Source organism: Pseudomonas sp. R11F (assembly GCF_050312575.1).
Classification (GTDB): domain Bacteria; phylum Pseudomonadota; class Gammaproteobacteria; order Pseudomonadales; family Pseudomonadaceae; genus Aquipseudomonas; species Aquipseudomonas palleroniana.
The window spans coordinates 1-21,448 of sequence record NZ_JBNPJU010000047.1; the positions used below are offsets into that span (position 1 = coordinate 1).

Annotated in this window: 22 protein-coding genes; 14 read left to right on the forward strand and 8 right to left on the reverse strand. The window is 61.5% G+C overall.

Going from position 1 to position 21,448, the window contains the following annotated elements:
- Window positions 1-205: 205 nt before the first annotated feature.
- From ACQRBV_RS14075 to ACQRBV_RS14095, 5 genes are all read left to right on the forward strand, one after another.
- Window positions 206-2,842 carry a TonB-dependent receptor domain-containing protein gene (locus ACQRBV_RS14075; RefSeq protein ID WP_411984760.1) on the forward strand — a complete coding sequence of 879 codons (2,637 nt, stop codon included), beginning with the start codon at window positions 206-208 and terminating at the stop codon, window positions 2,840-2,842.
- Window positions 2,843-2,905: 63 nt separating this feature from the next.
- Entirely contained in the window at window positions 2,906-3,919 is a 1,014-nt protein-coding gene (locus ACQRBV_RS14080; RefSeq protein WP_411984759.1) for an ABC transporter substrate-binding protein, read from the forward strand.
- A complete protein-coding gene (locus ACQRBV_RS14085) occupies window positions 3,919-4,845 on the forward strand; it encodes an aliphatic sulfonate ABC transporter substrate-binding protein (RefSeq protein WP_411984758.1) in 927 nt (308 codons plus the stop codon). The genes ACQRBV_RS14080 and ACQRBV_RS14085 overlap by 1 nt, the downstream gene beginning before the upstream one ends.
- 2 nt (window positions 4,846-4,847) lie before the next feature.
- Complete coding sequence (locus ACQRBV_RS14090; protein ID WP_411984757.1) at window positions 4,848-5,852, forward strand: ornithine cyclodeaminase family protein; 1,005 nt, start codon at window positions 4,848-4,850, stop codon at window positions 5,850-5,852.
- Entirely contained in the window at window positions 5,849-7,264 is a 1,416-nt protein-coding gene (locus tag ACQRBV_RS14095; RefSeq protein WP_411984756.1) for an aromatic amino acid lyase, read from the forward strand. The genes ACQRBV_RS14090 and ACQRBV_RS14095 overlap by 4 nt, the downstream gene beginning before the upstream one ends.
- Here the strand turns inward: ACQRBV_RS14095 and gstA are convergent.
- On the reverse strand, window positions 7,219-7,815 hold the full coding sequence (gene gstA, locus ACQRBV_RS14100) for a glutathione transferase GstA (RefSeq protein WP_411984755.1): 597 nt from the start codon (window positions 7,813-7,815) through the stop codon (window positions 7,219-7,221). The two genes, ACQRBV_RS14095 and gstA, sit on opposite strands and share 46 nt — an antisense overlap.
- 96 nt (window positions 7,816-7,911) lie before the next feature.
- Here gstA and ACQRBV_RS14105 point away from each other — a divergent pair, with 96 nt between their 5' ends.
- On the forward strand, window positions 7,912-8,781 hold the full coding sequence (locus ACQRBV_RS14105; protein ID WP_411984754.1) for a LysR family transcriptional regulator: 870 nt from the start codon (window positions 7,912-7,914) through the stop codon (window positions 8,779-8,781).
- Between the two features lie 84 nt (window positions 8,782-8,865).
- Here the strand turns inward: ACQRBV_RS14105 and ACQRBV_RS14110 are convergent, their stop codons facing one another.
- Window positions 8,866-9,378: a hypothetical protein gene (locus ACQRBV_RS14110; RefSeq protein ID WP_060754093.1), complete on the reverse strand. Its 513-nt coding sequence runs from the start codon at window positions 9,376-9,378 to the stop codon at window positions 8,866-8,868.
- Window positions 9,379-9,634: 256 nt separating this feature from the next.
- On the opposite strand from ACQRBV_RS14110, the gene ACQRBV_RS14115 reads away from it, so the two are divergent.
- Window positions 9,635-10,063 (forward strand): hypothetical protein, encoded by a 429-nt coding sequence (locus ACQRBV_RS14115; protein ID WP_411984753.1) that lies wholly within the window; start codon window positions 9,635-9,637, stop codon window positions 10,061-10,063.
- Here ACQRBV_RS14115 and ACQRBV_RS14120 read toward each other — a convergent pair whose 3' ends face one another.
- The 4 genes from ACQRBV_RS14120 to ACQRBV_RS14135 all read right to left on the reverse strand — a co-directional run bounded on the left by ACQRBV_RS14120 (window position 10,064) and on the right by ACQRBV_RS14135 (window position 13,961).
- Window positions 10,064-11,473, reverse strand: a complete 1,410-nt coding sequence (locus ACQRBV_RS14120; protein ID WP_205344735.1) for an MFS transporter — start codon at window positions 11,471-11,473, stop codon at window positions 10,064-10,066.
- A gap of 32 nt (window positions 11,474-11,505) precedes the next feature.
- Window positions 11,506-12,138 (reverse strand): glutathione S-transferase family protein, encoded by a 633-nt coding sequence (locus tag ACQRBV_RS14125; protein ID WP_244385191.1) that lies wholly within the window; start codon window positions 12,136-12,138, stop codon window positions 11,506-11,508.
- Between the two features lie 237 nt (window positions 12,139-12,375).
- Window positions 12,376-12,615, reverse strand: a complete 240-nt coding sequence (locus ACQRBV_RS14130; protein WP_060754090.1) for a DUF6124 family protein — start codon at window positions 12,613-12,615, stop codon at window positions 12,376-12,378.
- A 314-nt stretch (window positions 12,616-12,929) separates the two neighbouring features.
- Window positions 12,930-13,961, reverse strand: coding sequence for a LacI family DNA-binding transcriptional regulator (locus ACQRBV_RS14135; RefSeq protein WP_199777943.1), 1,032 nt, complete (start codon window positions 13,959-13,961; stop codon window positions 12,930-12,932).
- A gap of 213 nt (window positions 13,962-14,174) precedes the next feature.
- On the opposite strand from ACQRBV_RS14135, the gene ACQRBV_RS14140 reads away from it, so the two are divergent.
- Window positions 14,175-14,708 carry a gluconokinase gene (locus tag ACQRBV_RS14140; RefSeq protein WP_060754088.1) on the forward strand — a complete coding sequence of 178 codons (534 nt, stop codon included), beginning with the start codon at window positions 14,175-14,177 and terminating at the stop codon, window positions 14,706-14,708.
- Window positions 14,709-14,792: 84 nt separating this feature from the next.
- Window positions 14,793-16,145 (forward strand): GntP family permease, encoded by a 1,353-nt coding sequence (locus ACQRBV_RS14145; RefSeq protein ID WP_060754087.1) that lies wholly within the window; start codon window positions 14,793-14,795, stop codon window positions 16,143-16,145.
- Window positions 16,146-16,231: 86 nt separating this feature from the next.
- On the opposite strand, the gene alaC is transcribed toward ACQRBV_RS14145, so the two are convergent.
- Window positions 16,232-17,449 (reverse strand): alanine transaminase, encoded by a 1,218-nt coding sequence (gene alaC / locus ACQRBV_RS14150; RefSeq protein ID WP_104994636.1) that lies wholly within the window; start codon window positions 17,447-17,449, stop codon window positions 16,232-16,234.
- Between the two features lie 195 nt (window positions 17,450-17,644).
- Here alaC and ACQRBV_RS14155 point away from each other — a divergent pair, with 195 nt between their 5' ends.
- Window positions 17,645-18,127 (forward strand): GyrI-like domain-containing protein, encoded by a 483-nt coding sequence (locus tag ACQRBV_RS14155; RefSeq protein ID WP_411984752.1) that lies wholly within the window; start codon window positions 17,645-17,647, stop codon window positions 18,125-18,127.
- Between the two features lie 59 nt (window positions 18,128-18,186).
- Here ACQRBV_RS14155 and ACQRBV_RS14160 read toward each other — a convergent pair whose 3' ends face one another.
- Complete coding sequence (locus ACQRBV_RS14160; RefSeq protein ID WP_411984751.1) at window positions 18,187-18,687, reverse strand: GNAT family N-acetyltransferase; 501 nt, start codon at window positions 18,685-18,687, stop codon at window positions 18,187-18,189.
- A gap of 160 nt (window positions 18,688-18,847) precedes the next feature.
- On the opposite strand from ACQRBV_RS14160, the gene ACQRBV_RS14165 reads away from it, so the two are divergent.
- The 4 genes from ACQRBV_RS14165 to ACQRBV_RS14180 are packed head-to-tail and all read left to right on the forward strand — an operon-like array spanning window position 18,848 to window position 21,378.
- Window positions 18,848-19,267 (forward strand): YybH family protein, encoded by a 420-nt coding sequence (locus ACQRBV_RS14165; protein ID WP_411984750.1) that lies wholly within the window; start codon window positions 18,848-18,850, stop codon window positions 19,265-19,267.
- Window positions 19,268-19,305: 38 nt separating this feature from the next.
- Window positions 19,306-19,650: a YciI family protein gene (locus ACQRBV_RS14170; protein ID WP_060754082.1), complete on the forward strand. Its 345-nt coding sequence runs from the start codon at window positions 19,306-19,308 to the stop codon at window positions 19,648-19,650.
- A gap of 34 nt (window positions 19,651-19,684) precedes the next feature.
- Entirely contained in the window at window positions 19,685-20,158 is a 474-nt protein-coding gene (locus ACQRBV_RS14175; protein WP_411984749.1) for an SRPBCC family protein, read from the forward strand.
- Complete coding sequence (locus ACQRBV_RS14180; protein WP_060754080.1) at window positions 20,155-21,378, forward strand: RNA polymerase sigma factor; 1,224 nt, start codon at window positions 20,155-20,157, stop codon at window positions 21,376-21,378. The genes ACQRBV_RS14175 and ACQRBV_RS14180 overlap by 4 nt, the downstream gene beginning before the upstream one ends.
- Window positions 21,379-21,448: the final 70 nt, after the last annotated feature.

Genomic DNA, 21,448 nt, shown 5'->3' on the forward strand with positions numbered 1-21,448 from the left:
GGAGTGTCAGCCAATGCATTTGGCACTGATACACCGCAATCGGGAGCAAGCCCCCTCCCACAGGGGTTGTGTCTGCGCTTCGGGATCCAGTGTGGGTTCTAAAGACATAACCAAACGATCTGCAAGGTTTCCCCACGCCGTTGCACATCACTGGCGTAAGCGCTGCGGGGAGCAGCGTTCTCGCGTTTCCTTGGGGGGAGCCAAAGTGAGTCAGTTCAACCGTGTGCCGCTTAGAACCTTTGCCCTGGTGCCATTGGCCAGTCTGTTTTTCTCGTTTACCGCCAGCGCCGAAGAGGTGCGTCAGGTCTACCACATCGCACCTGGCCCGCTGGATGAAGTGCTGCTCAACATCAGCCGCCAAAGCGGCCAGGTGATCTCGTTCACGCCGCAACTGGGCAACTATTCTTCGGCCCGCGTGGACGGTTCGCTGTCGGCGCAACAGGCGGTGGACGCCGCGCTCAAGGGCACCGGCCTGCAAGTCCAGGTCAGCCCGGACGGTGCGTTCATCATCAAGGAGGGCGCGAGCAAAAACGCCACCAGCAATGCCAAGGCGCAAACCACTGCAGCGCAAGCGCCGACCCTGGACCGTGTGGTCGCCATCGGCACCCGCCGCAGTGACGCCACCGCACTCACCAGCGCGGCCCCGGTGGACGTGATCAACGCCGAAGAACTCAAGCAGACCGGCGCCATCAGCCTCAACCAGGCACTCTTTCAACTGCTGCCGTCGTTCAACTTCCCGCAGAACCAGAGCGCCACCCGTGGGCAGAACCCCAAGGGTGCGTCCTTGCGCGGCCTGGCGCCGGACCAGACGTTGGTGCTGATCAACGGCAAGCGCCGGCATGCCTCGGCGGTGGTGAACATCTCCGGTGGCGTGCCGTTCATTGGCGCGCAGCCGGTGGACTTGGACATGATCCCTATCAGCAGCATCGACCATGTCGAAGTGCTGCGTGATGGCGCCTCGGCTCAATATGGTTCGGATGCGGTGGCCGGCGTGATCAACATCGTGCTCAAGGAACGTGACAGCGGCGGCCAGGTGAACACCCAGCTGGGCAAATATGCGCAGGGCGACGGTTTCAGCAAAAGCACGGACGGCTGGTACGGCCTGGGCTTGCCGGGGGATGGTTTCCTGACCTTGAGTTTCAACACCCTCAACAACAAACCCACCGACATTGGCGATCAGTATGTCGCCAACGGCCAGGTGCAAGACCCCCGCTGGGGCGGCGCCGGGCGCGATAAATTCAACCTGGCGGCCAACGCCGAGATTGGCCTGAACGACCAGTGGCGCCTCTACAGCTTCGCCACTTTCGGCCAGGACAAGTCAGTAAACAACACGCCACCGTTGCTGGCCAATAACCCGAACAACGTGCCGGGCATCTACCCCAACGGCACTATTCCCAAGTACCGCTATCGCTACGAAGACGGCGCAGTCACCGTCGGTACCCGCTTTGAGGACGAGACCCTGGGTCGCTTCGATCTCAGTGCCACCTACGGTCGCGACAAACACGATGAATTGGCCTTCAACACCGTCAACCCCAGCTATGGTCTGAACAGCCCGACCAAATTCGACGTGGCCACGCTGGTCAATGACCAGACCAATATCGGCCTGGATTACGCCAAGGATTTGGACGTCAACTGGTCGAGCCATCCTTTGACCGTCTCGGCGGGTATTGCCTACCGTCATGAGCAATATCGTCTGGAGGAGGGCGACTATGAGTCCTACTCGTTTGGCGGCATCAACGGCGTGCAGGTGGGGGCGGTACAAGCCTCTGGCCTGACACCGGACGACGCCGGCACCTACAAGCGTGATGTGGGCGGCGTGTATTTCGGCCTTGAGCATCAGCTCACCGACAAATTCCAGGTAGGCATCGCCGGGCGGACCGAGCACTACTCGGACTTCGGCTCGGCCACTACCGGCAAGCTTTCGGCGCGTTATGACTTCACCCCGCAAGTAGGCTTGCGCGCCACGGTGAACAACTCATTCCGCGCACCGACCCTGGGCCAGATCGGCACCTCGTGGACCACCACCACCAACGTCGACATCAACGGCAACCCGGTCCTCACGCGCATGCTGCCCGCCGACAACCCGGCCGCCCGTGCCCTGGGCGCCGAGCCGCTCAAGCCCGAAAAGTCCACCAACTACTCCTTGGGCCTGGTGCTGCGTCCGATCGAACAAGCCTCGCTGACCATCGACGCTTATCAGATCTCGATTCGTGACCGTCTGCTCTACAGCGGGGGGATTTCCGGCCCACGGGCCGAGCAGATTCTGCAACAGGCAGGCTTTGGCCAATACACCTGGGCGCAGTTCATGACCAACGCGGCCAACACGCGCACGCGCGGTGTGGACATCGTCGGCAAGTACAACCTGGACCTGGCGCAATACGGCGCGCTGAGCCTGTCGGCCGGTTACACCCAGTCACGCACCACGATCGAGAAGGTCCACGAGAACCCCAACGGTTTCGACGTTCTCACTCGTGAAGCCCGTGGTTTCCTGGAGCACGGCTACCCGCAAGACAAGTGGGTGTTGGGCGCGACTCACCGTATCGGCGCGTGGACCATCGCCCTCAGCGAAACTCGCTACGGCGAGTACCGCAAATACGCCGCCAGCGAAGCCAACGCTCAATACGACCAGACCTTCGCTGCGCAATGGAACACCGACCTGGACGTGAACTACGCCTTCACCAAGCAACTGCGTGTGTCTGTCGGCGCCAACAACCTGTTCGACAGCAAACCCGATGACTTCAACACCCGCCTGCGCCAGACCCCTGGCCAGCAATACAGCTACCTGTCGCCGTCGGCGCCGGAAGGGGCGTTCTACTACACGCGGCTCAGTTATGACTTTTAACCGATCCCCAATCCCACACTGGGTTCTCTGTGTTCTGAAAAATGATTCACCACGAGGTTGTGCATGAAAAGACTTAAAACGCTGCTCGGTGGTTCGCTGCTGGCACTGGCCGTTTTATCGCAGCCGGCCATGGCCGCCGAAGCCGTCAAACCCATTCACTTCGGTGACATCACCTGGGAAAGCGGCAGCCTGATCACCGAGGTGCTGCGCCTGATCGTCGAGAAAGGCTACGGCTTGCCCACCGACACCTTGCCGGGCAGTACCGTCAGCCTGGAAGCCGCCCTGGCCAAGGATGATATCCAGGTGATCGGCGAAGAGTGGGCCGGGCGCAGCCCGGCGTGGGTCAAGGCAGAAAACGAAGGCAAAGTATTCGGCCTCGGCGACACCGTAAAAGGCGCTACCGAAGGCTGGTGGGTACCGGAGTTCGTGATCAAGGGCGATGCCGAGCGGGGCATCAAACCCCTGGCGCCGGACCTGAAATCGGTGGCCGACCTGCCGCGTTACAAGGACGTGTTCCGCGACCCCGAAGACCCAAACCGTGGGCGTTTCCTCAACAGCCCCACCGGCTGGACCTCGGAGATCGTCAACAGCCAGAAGCTCAAGGCCTACAAGCTCACCGACAGCTTCGTCAACTTCCGCACCGGCTCCGGTGCGGCGCTGGATGCCGAAGTCGCGTCATCGATCCGTCGTGGTAAGCCGGTGTTGTTCTATTACTGGTCGCCCACGCCGCTGCTGGGCCGTTTCAAGCTGGTCAAGCTGGAAGAGCCGCCCTTCAACGCCGAAGCCTGGAAAACCCTGTCCGACGCGAAAAACCCCAACCCCATCGGCACCCGCTCGATGCCGGCTCGCCTGGCAATCGGCGTTTCGGCGCCGTTCAAGGCGCAGTACCCGCAATTGGTCAGCGTGTTTGAAAAGGTCGACCTGCCGATTGATCTGCTCAACGGTGTACTCGGTGAAATGAGCGAGAAACGCACACCGCCACGCCAGGTGGCTGAGGCGTTCCTCAAAGACCATCCGCAGGTCTGGCAGCCATGGGTCCCGGCGGCTGTGGCGACCAAAATCCAGGAGGCACTCTAATGCTTAAAGTCTTCACGGCTGTGGTTCTTTCCCTGCTGGCCGGCCAGGTGTCGGCGGCCGATCCCGCCACCTTGCGCATCGGTTACCAGAAAAGCTCGGTGAGCATGGTGCTGGCCCGCGAACACAAACTCTTCGAAGAAGCGTTGCCCGGCACCCAGGTGCAGTGGATTGAATTCCTCGGCGGCCCTCCCTTGATCGAAGCGCTGAACGGCGGCAGCCTGGACATCGGAAACATTGGCGACATCCCGCCGATCTTCGCCCAGGCGGCCGGTATCGACTTGCAGTACTTTGCCGTGGAGCCCAACGAAGGCAAGACCGAAGCGGTGCTGGTGCCCACGGCAAGCAGCGTGCAAAGCGTGGCGCAGCTCAAGGGCAAGCGTGTGGCGCTGCTCAAAGGCTCCAGCGCCCACAACCTGTTCCTCAAAAGCCTGCTGCGTGCGGGTTTGCAATGGAAGGATGTGAATGTGGTGTACCTGTCGCCATCGGACGGGCGTGCTGCGTTCGAGCAGGGCAAGGTCGACGCGTGGGTGGTGTGGGACCCGTACTATTCCGCTGCGGTAATCGACGGCAGCGCCCGCGTGCTGGGTGACGGTCAGGGCCTCAATCCTGCGGGCAGTTTCTTTGTGGTCAGTAGCCCGTTTGCCAGGCAGTACCCGCAGTCCATCGGGGCGATCATCAAGACGCTGGCCAAGGCGCAGCGCCTGTCCCTCGACCAGCCCGAGCAGAGCATCGCGTTGATGGCCAAGACCTTGGGCCTGCAACCGGCGGTGGTCAAAAGCTACTTCGAACACCGCTCGTCCGCGCCGATTCGTCCGCTGCAAGCCGTCGACATCGGCAACCAGCAACGCACTGCCGACCTGTTCCTTGCCAACGGCCTGATCCCGAAGAAGGTCGATGTGCAGCAAGCCGTGTTCAAGGCGCCCTGATCATGCAACCGATCTACATTGATTTTCTCAACGGCCTCGATATCGACGAACTGGGCCTGACCAACGATGAAATCCTTACCGCCATTGAAGCCAGCCTGGCGATCCAGGGCCGTGGCGAAGCGGTGATTGAACCGCGTACCCACCTGATTCCGGGCGGCGAGATCAACGGCCACTTCAACGTATTGCGCGGTGTACTGGGCGGCGATATCGGCTACGCGGGCGTCAAAGTGGTGGGGGACTTTGTCGACAACTATCGCAAGGGGCTGCCCTCTGAACTGGCGATCCTCAACCTGCTGGACCCGGCTAGCGGGATTCCCAAGGCCATCCTCGATGCCTCGGCGATCACCGACATGCGCACCGGCGCCATCACTGCCATCGGCGCCAAATACCTGGCCCGGCCCGACAGCAAAGTGTTGGCGCACATCGGTGCGCGTGGCACCGCCTATTGGAACGTGCGCCTGCTCGACCACCTGTTCGACTTCGATGAAATCCGCGTGCATTCGCGGCGCGCTGAAAGCCGCGAAGCCTTTGCCGAACGCCTGCGCCATGACCTGGGCAAACCGGTGATCGTCACCGAGGATTGGGAATCCACCGTGCGTGGCGCCGATATCGTGGTCGAGGCGTCCCGCCTGGATCAGCCCGAACCGTTGCTGCGCACCGACTGGATCAAGCCCGGCGCGTTTGTGGTGCCCTACGGCACCATGAGCGCGGTGGAACTGTCGCTCACCGACATCATGAGCAAGCTGGTGGTGGACGATTGGGGCCAGTGTAAGGGCGGCCTGTTTGGTTCACTGCGTGCCCATGTGGACGCCGGCAAACTCAGCGCCCAGACCCTGCATGCCGAACTGGGGCAGATCGTGGCCGGCTTGAAAAAAGGCCGGGAAACGCCCGAGGAAACCATCCTGTTCTGGCACCGTGGCCTGAGCCTCAGTGATATCGCGCTGGGCCATGCGCTGTTGGAAAAAGCCAGGCAGTTGGGGATCGGCCAGCGGTTGCGTTGGGCATGATTCATCTCGACCCCCAAGGTCTGGCACTTGCGGATTTGCTGGCGATTGCCCGCGAGGATGCAGCGACGGATTTCACCGCGCAGGCCCGTCAACGTATCGATGAAGGCCATCGCCTGCTGGTGAAACTGGAGGCTGAGGGGACGCCGATTTATGGGGTGAACACCGGCCTTGGCGCAGCGGTGGATACGTTGGTCGCTCCCGTGCAGGCGAACATTCCGTTGGGACGGGCGGTGGGGGTAGGGCGCCTTGCCAATCGCCTGGAATTGCGTGCAATGATGGCGGCGCGTCTGGCCGGGTTGGCCCAGGGGCGTTCAGGTATTTCGCCGGGCGCGGCGCAGGCTTTACTGGCGTTGCTCAATAGCGGTGTCGAGCCGGATGTGCCGTTGATCGGCTCGCTGGGCGAGAGCGACCTGGCGCCGCTGGCGCACCTGAGCCTGGCGCTGTCGGTGCCCCTGACCGGTAAAGATGGTTTGGCGCTGGTCTCTGCCAATGCCGCCAGTGTCGGCTTGGGCGCGTTACTGGTGGCTGAGGTGCAGCGGGCATTGGAGGCCTTGCTGGCCGCACTGGCGTTGTCCTGCGAAGGCTACCGGGCCAACCTCAGCCCCTTCCAGCCGTGGGCCTCGCGCCTGCGGCCGGCACCGGGGCAAACCGAGCAGTCAGCGGCCTTGTTGCAACTGCTGGTGGGCGGTGAGTTGGCGGGCAACCCGCGCCGCCTGCAAGACCCCTTGAGCTTTCGCTGTGCCACGATCGTACAAGGGGCGGCGCAGCAGGCGTTGCACCACTTGCATGAACTGATTGAACTGGAACTGCGCAGCGGTGCCGACAATCCGGCGTTGATCAGCGAAGAGGCGCTGGTATTGGCCACCGCGAACTTCGACAGCACCCACCTGGCGTTGGCCGCCGAAAGCCTGGGCCTGGCCCTGAATCGAGCGGCGGCGTGCAGCGCTGAGCGCATTGCCAAATTGCTGTCGCCTGCCTCCAGCGATCTGCCGCGATTCTTGATCGCTCGACCGGGGCATGTCGGTATGGCGGCGTTGCAGCGCACCAGTTCGGCGTTGGTGGCGCAGATCGGGCATTTGGCCAACCCGCTGCCGGCAGTGAGTGTGCCGGTGGCGGATCGCGTCGAGGACTACGCAGGGCAGGCCCTGGCCGTCGTGGACAAGACCCGCCAGTTGACGGAGCGGGTGTTGTGGCTGGCCAGTATCGAACTGATCGTTGCCGCGCAGGCGGTGGACCTGCGCGGCGAATTGCGGCTGGGGCAGGGCACTCGGCAGATCCATGACACCGTGCGCAGCCAGGTGGCCCATCTGGACCAGGATCGCCCAGGCTCGGCAGATGTGCGGGTGTTGAGTGCCTTCATTTCGACTTATGGATTTTCGATTGCCAATGCGGCAACGACCGCCGGGCGCTGACCCACGCGCTGCATGAACGCCTGCAATACCGGGTCCAGCTCGATAGTGTGAAGGGCCGCCCAACGCAGCACCACGAACAGGTAGGCATCGGCGACCGAGTATCGGGTGCCCAGCAGGTAATCCTGACGCGCCAGGGTCTGCACCAGAATCGCAAGGCGCTTGAACAGCGTGGCCTTGAACAGCGCCTTCACGTCATCCGGGATGGCGCTGTTGAAGAACACGCCCAGTCCGCCATGGATTTCGCTGGCGGTAAAGTTCAGCCATTCCTGCAAACGCACGCGTTCCCAGCTGCCATTGGCGGGAGCCAGGCCGGCCGCGGGTTTCAGGTCGGCCAGGTATTGCAGGATCGCGCTGGCTTCGGTCAGTACCTGGCCGTTTTCCAGTTGCAACGCAGCCACATAGCCCTTGGGGTTGATCTGCAGGAAGTCCTCGCCGTCGGCAGTGATCTTGGCCCTGTTGTCGACCTGCACCAACTCGAACGGCAGGGCCAGTTCGCGCAATACGATATGCGGGGCGAGTGAGCAGGCGTTGGGGGCGTAATACAGTTTCATCGGGGACAGCTCCGTGGGATTTGCGCCAGTTTCACGGGCATGGCACCGTGCGTAAAATTAAACCTTCAGAGCCCTGCCATAAGGACAGCTACTGTCATGATGAACCTGATGCACTGGCGCTTGCTGGTCGCTGTCGCCGACCATGGCAGCATCACTGCCGCTGCCCAATGCGTGGGCATGACTCAGTCCGCCGCCAGCCAGGCCATGGCCGGGATGGAGGCGACGCTGGGCGCGCAACTGTTTACCCGTGAGCCGCGCAAGACGCTGCCCACCGCACTGGGGCTGAGTGTGATCGAACAGGCGCGCGTCATGATGGGCGCGCTGCAGGCGATTCGCAGCACCGTCGATGAGGCCCGGCCCATGTTGCGTGGGGCATTGCGCATTGCCAGCTTCCCCATCGTGCTGCAGACCTTTCTCTGCCCGTTGTTGCAGCGTTTCAAGCAGCTGTATCCCGGCATCGAGGTCACCACCCTGGAAGTCACGGATGATGAGGTCAATACCTTGCTTGACGCCGGGCTGATCGACTTGGGCGTGGTGCTCAACCCCAAGCCCGAGCGCAAGGCCACGGTGTTGGGGCGCGACCATTGGATAGCGGTGGTGCCCGCGCAGCATGCACTGGCCCAGCGCCCGGCCGGAGCGGTGGTGACATTGGAGGAATTGCTGGAACAACCCTTTGTACTCGCCACCGGCGGCTGCACCGTCAACGCCGGCAGCCTGAGCGCCGAGGCCGGGTTGGCGTTACGCGATGCCCGCGTGGAAGTGCGCGAATGGAGCAGCGCCTTCAGCCTGGTCCGCGAAGGGATTGGTGTCACGCTGGTCCCGGAAATGACTCTGCCGGCTCAACGCCAGGGGCTGCGCGTGATGCCGCTCAGGGTCCCGGTGCAGCGTGAGTTCTGCTTGGTGGGGCCGCCGAACCGGGTGCCGAGTGCTGCTGCGCAGGCTTTGTTGAACATGCTGGTTAACTGAACCGCGTCCTGCAATCCAGCAAGCGCGCGTTATCGTTGAGGTTTTTCGCGAGCAAGCTCGCTTCTACACGCAACGATGTGCGGCTTAGATCGCCGCCAGGGTTTCTTTCACCGCCTGCACCTGTGGGTCGGCGGTTTTCGCCGCTACCTGCTGATCCTGCTGTTGCTTGATGCGCTCAGCCACTTCCTTGGAAATCGCGTCCTGCTTTTCCTGCGGCAGCTTCTGCACATCCTCTTCGGTCAAACCCTGCTCCTTGAGGAGCTGTTCGCGGATGCGTTCGGCCGGCGATTTGCTCATGTAGTCGTTAAAGTCTTCACGGGCGGTCTTGCCGGTCGAGCCGGTGGCCGGCACGTCAGAGGTCGCGCTCGTCGCTGCCGTGCTGGCCTGCAGTTGTACGCGGGTCTTGGCGAAGGCTTCATCGATACGGTCATTGGCCTTGTCCAGGTCCTTCTGCGCGGCCGGCACCGTCACGCTTTGCTGCGCCGCCTGCAGGGCGCCGCTGTACAGCGTGCTGGCGGCCGCGTTGGCGGGGTCCATGTCGGGGCGCTTGATGTGTTGGATCGTCGATACGGCTTGGGCGTTGTTGTTAACCAGCATGATCGCTCACCTGTGGAAATGTTCGGTGGCACAGCTTGAGCAAATAGTGTGCCGGGGGCGATGGGCCGGGTTTTATGGGGCGTAGCCTTATCCAAGAGGCAATCTTCGTCCGTTCAGCGGTCATTCGTTGCCGCAGACTGGCAATGGCCGGGGACTGTCTGGCTGAAACGTTTCTCTGTGGGATTTCACAGTATTCAACCGCTTCGACTTGCCGTTGAATCAGCTGTGTTGTTAATCCGGGACAAGGAGAAATGAAATGACTGATAAACGAGACCCTATTGGTAGCGTCTATGTGAAGGCTCAATTTTCGGGCGAATCCAAAGCCTTTCACACTGAGGAGGCGATACACTTCTATTCGGGCCGCTACTACCAAATCATGGGGACTACAAAGGAGGGTCTGCCGACTCTGACTGTATTCAGCACATTTGAGTTCGAGCCGACAAAATTTTACACGCTGGTCGAGAATCCCGAAAAAGAGGGACAGGCCGGGTTAATGTTCTCGCACGAGATTCCTGGTGGAATAAAAACTACCCATTACGAAGGGCAGATGCGTTTAGTCGCCGAAGCGGATGCTCTGCATGCCGATTTTGAGGGTTCTTCAATCGTTCAGTCGGGCAGTCAACCCGCTCAGACGATCAAAGGTTCGTATCGTGTGCGCTATCGCTCGCAGCGTTCAACCCGCTGATCAGTGAGCAATATTCTCCAACGCCAGGTTACGCGTACGCGGCCCGAACCCACCGATGGTGAGCATCACGATCAGCATGCTGCCGGCAATGAACGCAAGTACCCCTGGTGTGCCCAGGTGTTCGAGGATAAACCCGATCAACAGGCTGCTGAACACCGTGGACAAGCGGCTGAAGGAGTAGCAGAACCCCACGGCGCGCGCACGGATGTTGGTGGGGAACAGCTCGCTTTGATACGAGTGATAGCTGAAGCTCAGCCACGCATTGCAGAAGGTGATCATCACCCCGCAGAGCACCAGCCCCACCGCCGTGGTCTGCAGGGCGAACAGGCTGCCGAAGAGCATCGCGCCCAGAGCCGAGCCGACGATCTGCCATTTGTTTTCAAACCGGTTGGCAAACTTCACGAACAGCAACGGCCCCAGCGGGTAGGCGAGGGTGATGATGAAGGCGTACATCAGGCTGTGGGTCACGCTGACGCCCTGGCCCGAGAGCAGCGCCGGCAACCAGTTGCCGAAACCGAAAAAGCCGATGGCCTGGAACACATGGAATACGATCAGCATCAAGGCGCGGCGGCGGTAGGGCGGTTGCCAGATATCGGCAAAACGGCCGCTGCCTTGCACGCTGACCGCCTCGGGCTCGGGTGGGTCCAGCGGTTTGCCGTAGTCTTTCCGGCAGCGTGCCTCCAGGCTGTCCATGATTGCATCGGCTTGCTCGAATCGACCTTGCTGGGCGAGCCACCGGGGTGATTCCGGCAAGCGTTTACGCAACCACCAGATAAACAGTGCAAACACCGCGCTCGACAGCACCACCCAGCGCCAACCGGCCACCCCGAACGGCGCCTGGGGCACCAGCCACCACGACATCAACGCCACCGCCGGCACCGACAGGAACTGGATAAAAAACGCGAAGGCAAACGCCGAGCTGCGCATGCGTTTGGGCACCAGTTCCGAGAGGTAAGCGTCGATGGTCACCAGCTCGATGCCCAGGCCGATGCCCACCAGAAAGCGCATGCAGATGATGCCCAGCGCTGAGGTCTGGATGCCCATCAACACGGTGGCGACGGTGTACCAGATCAATGCAAAGGTGAAGATCGCCCGTCGCCCGAAGCGGTCTGCGATGGGGCTGAGCAGGCTGGCGCCGAGGAACAGGCCGAGGAAGGTCGCCGAGGCGAACGCGGCCTGGTCGGAGAACCCGAACACGCCGCCGCTGCCGGTGGCAAACAGGCCGTCCTTGATCAGGCCGGGGCTGATGTAGGCGGTCTGGAACAAATCATACAGCTCGAAAAAACCACCGATCGACAGCAACGCCACCAGGCGCCAGATGCTGGCCACGGCAGGCAGGCGGTCGATGCGCGCGCTGATGTGGGCGGCGCGGATCGGGTCGATACCGTCGGTGGCGGAAGGTGAATGCATGGGCGTGGTTCCGGACGTCATGGCGTGATTGATCAGTTGTGACCGTCGAGCGCATAGGCCTGGAAGCCTGGGCGCTGGCTGAGCCGCTGGTAGTAGGCCGCGACCGCAGGGTAGGGCGGATGCTCCAGCGGCGCATTCCACCAGCGATGCACCGAGAGGCCGACGAGGATATCGGCCAGGGTGAATTCATCACCGGCGACGTAGGCACCGGTTTTGGCCAGTTGCTGTTCCAGCAGCCCCATTTTTTCATTCCAGGCCTGCACGCCGGCGCTGAGGCGTTGCGGGTCTTGGTAATCCGGGTTCTTGCGCACCAGGGCATGGAACGCATAACCCCAGGAGGGGTTGAGTTCGGTGGCTTGCCAATCCATCCATTGCTCCACCCTGGCGCGGGGGGCGGGTTCGGCGGGCAGCAAGTCATGGCGTTGGTACAGGCCGACGAGGTAGCGGCAGATGGTGTTGGATTCCCACAGCACGCCGTGGTCATCGATCAGCACCGGCACCTGGGCATTGGGGTTGAGGGCGAGGAACTCGGCGGCTTGAGTGGGCTTGAAGCCAATGCCCCAGTCCTCGCGCACATAGTCGATGCCCAGTTCCTGGCAGGTCCACAGTACTTTGCGTACGTTGATGGAGGACGTGCGGCCGAGGATTTTCAGTGAGTGTCCCATGGTGCTTCCCTTGCAGTGGAGAGAGGCCAATCTAGCACGACGAAACAATTTGTAAGCAATACCCTGTAGAGCGAGCTTGTCGTGGCGAGGGAGCTTGCTCCCGCTGGGCTGCGAAGCGGCCCCAAACCGTGCGATCGATATGTGTCAGATACACTTCGTCAACCGGTCTGGGAGTGCTTCGCACTCCAGCGGGAGCAAGCTCCCTCGCCACACAAGCTCGTTCCTGCAGAGGGCGTGTCAGTAGCGGGGCGTGTGCTGGTCCATGGCTTTGCCCACCAGCAACACACTCAGTTCGCTGAGCTGGTGGATGGCCAGGGCGACATCGCGGTGTTTGCCTTCAAGGTCATCGGACAGGTCAAGCAGCAAGGTGCTGACGGAGCACACGGTTTCGTAGCTGTTGATCAGCAGGGTTTCGGTGGGGACATCGGGGATGAGGGTGAAGAGGGTGGTTGGCGGCGTATCGATTTCTTTGATCATTGGATAGTCCAGGAATTGGCCACCGCCTCTTCGCTACTAAACGAGGGTGGCAGCTGTACGCAGGTTAGTAGACCGGTGGACTCCAAAGCCGGCGCACCCAAGGGTGCCCTACGCACAGCCGCCATCAAACATTTCGCTGAGGCTTGTGCACTGAGAAGTCCGAACATGGGCTACTAAACCCGGTCACCGAGAAATTCAGCGACCGGCAAACCTTAGAGACCCCCTTCCAGGCGCACAAGCCGGCGGATTCTGACCTAAGCGTAGGCAGCCGGGCAAGGCGCCTGGCGCAATGTCGGCCGTGTCCTACAGGCGTCCTACGTGCTTTCCCGCACCTGCAATTCAAACCCCATATCCACCACCGGCTTGGCGATCTTGTTACCCGCCATGATGCTCAACAAATGCTCCGCTGCACGTCGCCCGATCGCCTCACGCGGGGTGCTGATGCTGCTCAGGCGCGGCACCATGAAGGACGATGCCGGCAAGTCGTTGAAGCCCAGCACCGCCACGCGCTCCGGTACCTTGATGTTGTGGCGCAGGGCCTCCAGCAGTGCGCCCTGGGCCAGGTCGTCGTTGCCGAAGAAGATCGCATCCACATCGGGATGGCTTGCCAGCATCTGCAAGAACAGCTCGCCGCCCAGGCCCACGGAGGAGGGGCGTGGTGTCAGCAGCTCCAGCGCCGGGTCGTACAGGCCTGCCTGTTGCAGTGCGCGGCGGAAGCCTTCGCCGCGCAGTAACGTGCGTTGGTCCAGCTGCGCGCCGATGTAGGCCAGGCGCTTGCGCCCGCGGGAGAGCAAATGCGCGGCCGCTGTTTCACCGGCCGCCAACTGTGAAAATCCCACGCAGTTCACGCCGGCGTGCGGGTCCAGGTCCATCATGTAGACGCAAGGCACCTGGCTGGACTCGACCATTCGTCGCGCGCTTTCAGTCCGATCAAAGCCGGTCAGCAGCAAACCCCGTGGCTGGTAGGCCATGTAGTTGCGCAGCAGGTTTTCTTCTTCATCGCGCGAGTAATGGGAGTTGCCGATCAGTACTTCAAAGCCCTTGGGCCGCAGTACCTGGTGGATGGCTTCGAGGGTTTCGATAAACAACAGGTTGGACAGCGACGGCACCAGCACCACCACCGAATGGCTTTGCGCCGAGGCCAGGGCGCGGGCGGCGGGGTTGACGACGTAATTGAGTTCACTGGCGGCGTGTTGCACTTTTTCCACCAGTTCAGTGGCCACGGTGCTGATGCCGCGCAGCGCGCGCGAGGCGGTAATCGGGCTGACGCCGGCCAGGCGGGCGACTTCATTGAGGGTCGGGCGACCCGTGGTACGCATTTTTTTATCGTTCTTGGAGGTCATCAGGCGGCTTGCCAAACAAAAATCGAGGCACTAAGGTAGCGCTGTCTCCAAAAGGCTGCAAATGCTTGAACGAAGGGTTGCCTGATCCCGTTCAAATCGCTGGAGAGGATGCACGCGTCACTCCATAAAAAAAGACAAGACGGCGCGGGAAAAGCCTGTTTTTGCACTAGCCTTACAGCGTGCAAAGGTAGCGCTATCTGCGTCCTGAGGTGTTTCATGAGTCAACCTGTTACCGCCCTGGTCATCATGGGTGTTTCCGGCTGTGGCAAGTCCAGCGTCAGCGAGGCCCTGTGCCGCCTGAACGGCGCCACCGCCATTGAAGGCGACAGCTTTCACCCTGCCGCCAACATCGAAAAGATGAGCGCCGGCCACCCTCTCAACGACGACGACCGTGCCGGTTGGCTCGACATCCTCTGCGATGAACTGCGCCGCGCACTCAAGGCCGGCGAGCATCCCGTGCTCACCTGTTCGGCGCTTAAAAAGAAATACCGCGACCACCTGCGCGAAGCCGCGCCGGGCCTGGGTTTTGTGTTCCTGGAACTGACCCGGGCCGTGGCCGCCGACCGTGTGTCCCATCGCCCCGGGCATTTCATGCCGGCCAGCCTGATCGACAGCCAGTTCGCCACCCTTGAGTCGCCGAAGGGCGAACCGCTGACCCTGGCGCTCAACGCCAGTGAAGACAGCGTCGAGGCCCTGGCCCGGCAGACCCATGCCTGGTGGCTGCAACACGGCTTTGAACCTACTCATTAATTTTTTGCCGGAAAAGATAGCGCTATCCCCGGCAGGAAATTCAACACCCGCTTTAATAACAACAACAAACAGGAGAGACCCCCCATGTTTGGCATGTCCCACGAGTCCTACCTGCTGCTAGATGCAGTGGTCACCATTATCGGACTGATCGTCTTGATCACCCGGTTCAAAGTTCACCCCTTTATCGCGTTGATCATCGCCGCAGGTTTCCTCGGCCTGACCTCGGGCATGCCCGTGGACAAGATCATCAAGGCGTTCCAGGACGGCTTCGGCGGGGTGCTCGGCTTTGTCGGCATCATCCTCGCGCTGGGCACCATGCTCGGCAAGATGATGGCCGAATCCGGTGGCGCCGATCAGATCGCCCAGACCCTGATCCGTGCCTTCGGCAAGGCGAAGGTGCAGTGGGCCATGATGTTCGCCGCGTTCCTGGTGGGCATCCCGCTGTTCTTCGAGATCGGTTTTGTGTTGCTGATCCCGCTGGTGTTTATCGTCGCCCGGCGTACCGGCGTCTCACTGATCAAGATCGGCATCCCGCTGCTCGCCGGCCTCTCGGCGGTGCACGGCCTGGTGCCACCGCACCCGGGGCCGTTGCTGGCCATCGGCGTGTTTGGCGCGGACATCGGCAAGACCATCCTCTACGGCCTGATCGTCGCATTGCCGACGGCCATTATTGCCGGCCCGATCTTCGGTACGTTCATCGCCAAGTACATCCCCGGCAACCCGTCCCAGGAGTTGGTCGACCAACTGGCCCGCGAGACGGACAACAAGTCGCTGCCCAGCTTCAGCGTCACGCTGATCACCGTGCTGCTGCCGGTGTTCCTGATGCTGCTCAAAACCTTCGCTGACATCGCCCTGCCGGATGGCCATGCCATTCGCAACTGGATGGACATGATCGGCCACCCGATCACGGCGTTGTTGCTGGCGTTGCTGCTGTCGCTGTACACCTTCGGCCATCGCCAGGGCATTGGTTCCAAGCAGATCCTCAAGCTGCTCGACGCCAGCCTGGCTCCGACCGCCGCGATCATCCTGATCATCGGTGCCGGTGGTGGTTTCAAGCAGATGCTGGTCACCAGCGGCGTGGGTGACGTGATCGGCCATATGGCGGTGACTGCGCAGATCAATCCGATTCTGCTGGCGTGGCTGGTGGCGGCGGTGATTCGCGTGGCAACCGGTTCGGCAACCGTGGCGACGATTACTGGCGCCGGGATCGTGGTGCCGGTGGTCGGGATGATCCCAGGGGTCAACCGTGAGCTGCTGGTGTTGGCGACGGGGGCGGGTTCGTTGATCTTGTCTCACGTCAACGATGCGGGGTTCTGGCTGGTGAAGCAGTACTTCAATATGACCGTGGCTGAAACGTTCAAGACCTGGACGGCGATGGAAACCATCCTGTCGGTGGTGGCGTTGATCTTCATCATGCTGTTGTCGCTGGTGGTCTAAACCCCAGAACTTGGGGTTAAACCGAATGCACATGTGGGAGGGGCGGTGCGACGATTCGACTTGCCCCCTCCCACATTTTGACCGAGTCAGGCGCCGGTTTTCGGGGCTAGCCCATCCGCCCTGAACATCCCGCGAATGCCGCGCACGGCCTGGCGAATCCGGTCCTGGTTCTCGATCAGTGCAAAGCGCACGTGATCATCCCCATACTCACCAAAGCCGATCCCCGGCGACACGCATACCTTCGCCTCCAGCAGCAGTTTCTTGGCAAATTCCAGCGAGCCCATGGCGGCATACGCCTCGGGAATCTTGGCCCACACGTACATCGATGCCTTCGGGTTTTCCACCATCCAACCCAGCTCATGCAGGCCCTTGACCAGCACATTGCGGCGTTGGCGGTACTGCTCGGCAATATCCTTCACGCACTGCTGGTCCCCTTCGAGCGCGGCAATCGCCGCCACTTGCAGCGGGGTGAAGGTGCCGTAGTCGTGGTAGCTCTTGATACGCGCCAGGGCGCTGACCAGTTCCGGGTTACCCACCATGAAACCAATGCGCCAGCCGGCCATGTTGTAGCTCTTGGACAGGGTGAAGAACTCCACCGCAATGTCCTTGGCGCCCGGCACCTGCATGATCGACGGGGCTTTCCAGCCGTCGTAGACGATGTCGGCATACGCCAGGTCATGGATGACCAGCACGTCGTACTGCTTGGCCAGGGCGATCACGCGTTCGAAGAAGTCCAGCTCCACGCACTGCGCGGTGGGGTTGGACGGAAAGCCCAGGATCATCATTTTCGGCTTGGGGATCGAGCCGCGAATCGCGCGTTCCAGTTCGGCGAAGAAATCCACGCCGGGCACCAGCGGCACCGAGCGCACCTGGGCGCCGGCAATCACGGCACCGTAGATGTGGATCGGGTAGCTTGGGTTGGGCACCAGCACGGTATCGCCCTGGTCCAGGGTGGCCAGCATCAAGTGCGCCAGGCCCTCTTTGGAACCGATGGTGACGATGGCTTCCGACTCGGGGTCGATGTCCACTTCATAACGGTCCTTGTACCAGCGCGAAATGGCGCGGCGCAGGCGCGGAATGCCTTTGGAGGTGGAGTAGCCGTGGGTGTCTTCACGCTGGGCGACGGTGACCAGTTTTTCCACGATGTGCGGTGGAGTAGGGCCGTCGGGGTTACCCATGCTCAAGTCGATGATGTCTTCGCCGCGCCGACGCGCAGCCATCTTCAGCTCGGCAGTGATATTGAAAACATAGGGGGGGAGTCGATCTATGCGCGCAAAGCGGCGCGGCGAACCTTGGTCTGCCATTGTTGCCTCGAGGTACGTAAGCGCCCGGAACCGTCCGAGCGACGTCGGCCACTGCGGTGGCCTGCGGGGCAGACAATACGGTCGATGATGGCCGGTTGTCCAGATGCGTAGGAAAATTTTCTGCATGGTGTGCAGCGCGGATATACCCCTATACTCGATGCGGGCTTGTTCCCTCACAAGAAGGAGACTGTTCGTATGGATCAGCAGACAAAACAACCGCTCGAGCCACGCATGGAGGACGGCAAAGCGCTGGTGATTGCGGGTGTGCAGGGGCGCTATTCAAAAGCTACCGTGGGGGATATCCCCAAGTTATGGGAGCTGTTTGATAGCTGCATCAAGGACATCAAGAAGCGCGTTGGCGGTGTGACCTATGGGGTGTGTCATAACCCTCACCACGGCGAGTTCGATTACATGGCCGGGGTGGAAGTCCCGAGCAAGGGCGACGCGCCGGGCAACTTCGAAACCCTGGAAATTCCCCCGCATCACTACGCCGTATTCTCACACCACGGCCCGGTGCAAGCGCTTGAGCAGACCTATGAGCGCATCATGTTCGAGTGGTTGCCGCACTCGGGCTTCAAGGTGGCCGGGGCGGATTTCGAGCGCTATAGCGCGGATTTCGATGTGCGCAAGGGCACGGGGACGGTGGAAATCTGGTTGCCGGTTGAAGCCAAGTCCTGAAACGGCAGTGGGTCGATGTCACGTAAACATGACCTGGCCGTCAAACAGTCATGTTTACGTTACATCGACGGGCTGAACGTCCATCTCAACCTGCGCTCATAGTCCGCCCGGCCCTTGTAGGCCTCCCCGCTATCCACCCATCCAGCCGCCCGATACAACCCCATCGCCGCCACATTCTTCGTGTCCACCGACAACTCCAAGCCCTTGATCTGCGGCCAGGCCCGTATCGCCGCTGCCGGCAGCGCGTGCAGGCATGCCTTGCCGAAGCCGCGTCCTTGCTGGGTGCGATCCACTTGCAAGGCGTGCAGCGTGGCGCTGTGTTCATCAGCCCAATGAGGCAGGCACGGTGGGCGTTTGAGCAGCATGAAGGCCACAGGCCGGTCGTCGGCCAGCAGGGCGAAGCCTTTGATCGCGGCGGGGTTGGGATTGACCAGCAGGCTGTTCAGCGCACAGTCGATATCGCCGGAAAATGCCAACTGCTCGGGATGCACTTGCAGGGTGTTGAGCTGCTGTTTTTGCACAAGGCTCAACGTCTCATAGGGGACGAGGCGGGTTTCCATTGGCGGTGCATCCCAAAGACTACAGAGAGGCGCGGATTCTAACGGGTTTGCAGGTGGCTAAATTATTTTTCAGCAGGCTGTCGATTGAGCCAGGGCTGATTCGACTAAGGGTGTCCTTCGTGATGTTTACCTCTCTCCCCACAAAAAAAGGAGTATCACTATGAGCACTGCCATCCACTCTCTGATCGATCAATGGAAGCAAGCTGTGCTTGCCCGGAATATCGATAAAATTGTCAGCTTTTACGCCGACGATATCGTCTCGTTCGACGCCGTTGCCGCGTTGCAATTCAAGGGCAAGGCCGCCTATCGCGCCCACTGGGAAGCGTGCATGGAGCACTGTCCCGGCCCGGGTATTTTCGAGTTTCATGAACTGCGCATTGTAGAAGCCGCGGATAGCGCCTTTGCCCATTGGTTGGCGCATTGCGGCGGTGCCGGGCCGGATGGCGTGGTGAAGGCGTGCTGGATGCGGGTGACGGCCGGTTACCAGCGCCTCGATGGCCAATGGAAGGTGGTGCATGAGCATTGGTCGGCGCCCTTCGATATGCAAAGCGGCGTCGCCTTGTTCGAGCTGAAACCTTGAGCCGAACTATAGTCATGAGTCCGCAAATGGAGACGCACATGAAATACCTCTGCCTGATCTACAGCAACGAACAGGTGTTGCACAGCTCGCCGGACAGCCCCCAGGACCCGGAGTGTTTCGCCTACGCGCAGTCCGTGCAGGCCAGCGGCCGCATGCTTGCCGCCGAGCCGCTGGAGTCGGTGACCACCGCCACTACCGTGCGCATGCGCAATGGCAAGTTGTCGATCACCGATGGGCCGTTTGCTGAAACCAAGGAGCAATTGGCCGGGTTCTACCTGATCGACGCCAGGGACCTGAACGACGCGATCCAGGTGGCCGGCGGTATTCCGGCGGCGCGGGTCGGCAGTGTGGAAGTGCGTCCCGTGCGTGAATTGAAACTCTGACCAGCATAATCATAAAAACCCAAGAGGATTGGCGATGAGTACCCAAGCTCCCTTCGAACTGTCCATCAGCCGCGTGATCGACGCCCCGCGCAGTCGTGTCTTCCGCGCCTGGACCACGCCTGAATTGTTGCAACGATGGTGGGGACCGCATGGCATGACCACCCCCGAGTGCGAAATGAACCTGTGGGTCGGTGGCCTGTTTCGCACCCTCATGCGTGCCCCGGATGGCAGTGAGTATCCAACCCAGGGCGTTTTCCTGGAAATCGATGCGCCCAACCGGCTGGTGTTTACCGATGCCTTCATGCCTGGCTGGATTCCCTCAGGCAAGCCGTTCATGACCGCTGAGGTCACGTTCGAAGAGCTCGACGGTAAAACCCGCTACACCGCTCGCGCCATGCACTGGAATGCTGAAGACAAGCAGGCCCACGAGGCCATGGGGTTTCATGATGGCTGGGGCCAGAGCCTGGACCGCCTGGTGACGCTGGTGACCCAGGGCATGACCGATTGACGCTGCCGATCGAGGCGATCTACCGCAGCGAATCACGGCGCGTACTCGCGACGCTGATTCGCTTGCTCGGTGATTTCGACCTCGCCGAAGAGGCCCTGCACGAAGCGTTTTTTGTCGCGGTGCAGCGCTGGCCACAGGACGGTGTGCCGGACAATCCGCGTGCCTGGCTGGTCTCCACCGGCCGCTTCAAAGCCATCGACCGCCTGCGCCGCCAGGCCCGGTTTACCCCCTTACTGCAGGAGCAGGCTGACGCGCTGGAAGCGGTTGACTGGAATGAGGAAGACGTGGAAGACGATCGCCTGCGCCTGATCTTCACCTGCTGTCACCCGGCGTTGGCGGCCGATGCCCAGGCGGCGCTGACGTTGCGTGAGATCTGCGACCTCACCACCGAGGAAATTGCCCGCGCTTTTCTGGCTTCGCCCACTGCCATCGCCCAGCGCATCGTGCGCGCCAAGGGCAAGATTCGTGAAGCGAAAATCCCCTATCAGGTGCCGTCTTTGGCGGAGTTGCCCGAACGTCTGGACAGCGTATTGCAGGTGATTTATCTGGTGTTCAACGAGGGCTATTCGGCGTCCATGGGCGCCGATCTCACCCGCGAAGAGCTGACCCGCGAAGCCATCCGTCTGGCGCGCCTGCTCGCGCAGTTGCTGCCGGAGCCGGAAGTCATGGGCTTGCTGGCGTTGATGCTGTTGCATGAATCCCGCCGAGCGGCGCGCACCTCGGCCGCGGGTGAGTTGGTGTTGTTGCAGGAGCAGGACCGCGGTTTGTGGGACGCCTCCTTGATCGCTGAAGGCTGCGCGCTGGTGGAACAGGCACTGACCACGGGGCGTTTCGGGCCATACTGCCTGCAAGCGGCGATTGCTGCGGTGCACGCCGAGGCGGCCAGCGCCGAGGACACCGACTGGTTGCAGATTGTCGGGCTTTACGATGTATTGCTTCGGCAAGTGCCGTCGCCGGTGATCGAGTTGAACCGCGCCGTAGCGGTGGCGATGTGCGAGGGGCCGGGGGCGGGGCTACAGCAGGTCGAGACGATTCTGGCGCGTGGAGAGCTGCTGGATTACCACTTGGCGCATTCGGCGCGGGGGGAGTTTTACCGGCAGTTGGGGCGGGTGGAAGAAGCACGTTCGGCTTATGAAACGGCCCTGTCACTGACCCAGCAAATCCCCGAGAAACGCTTCCTCGAAAACCGCCTGGCCAACCTCGAATCCCTTGCGCGATAAAGATCAAATGTGGGAGGGGGCTTGCTCCCGATAGCAGGGTGTCAGTCACAGTATTGGGTGACTGACCGCC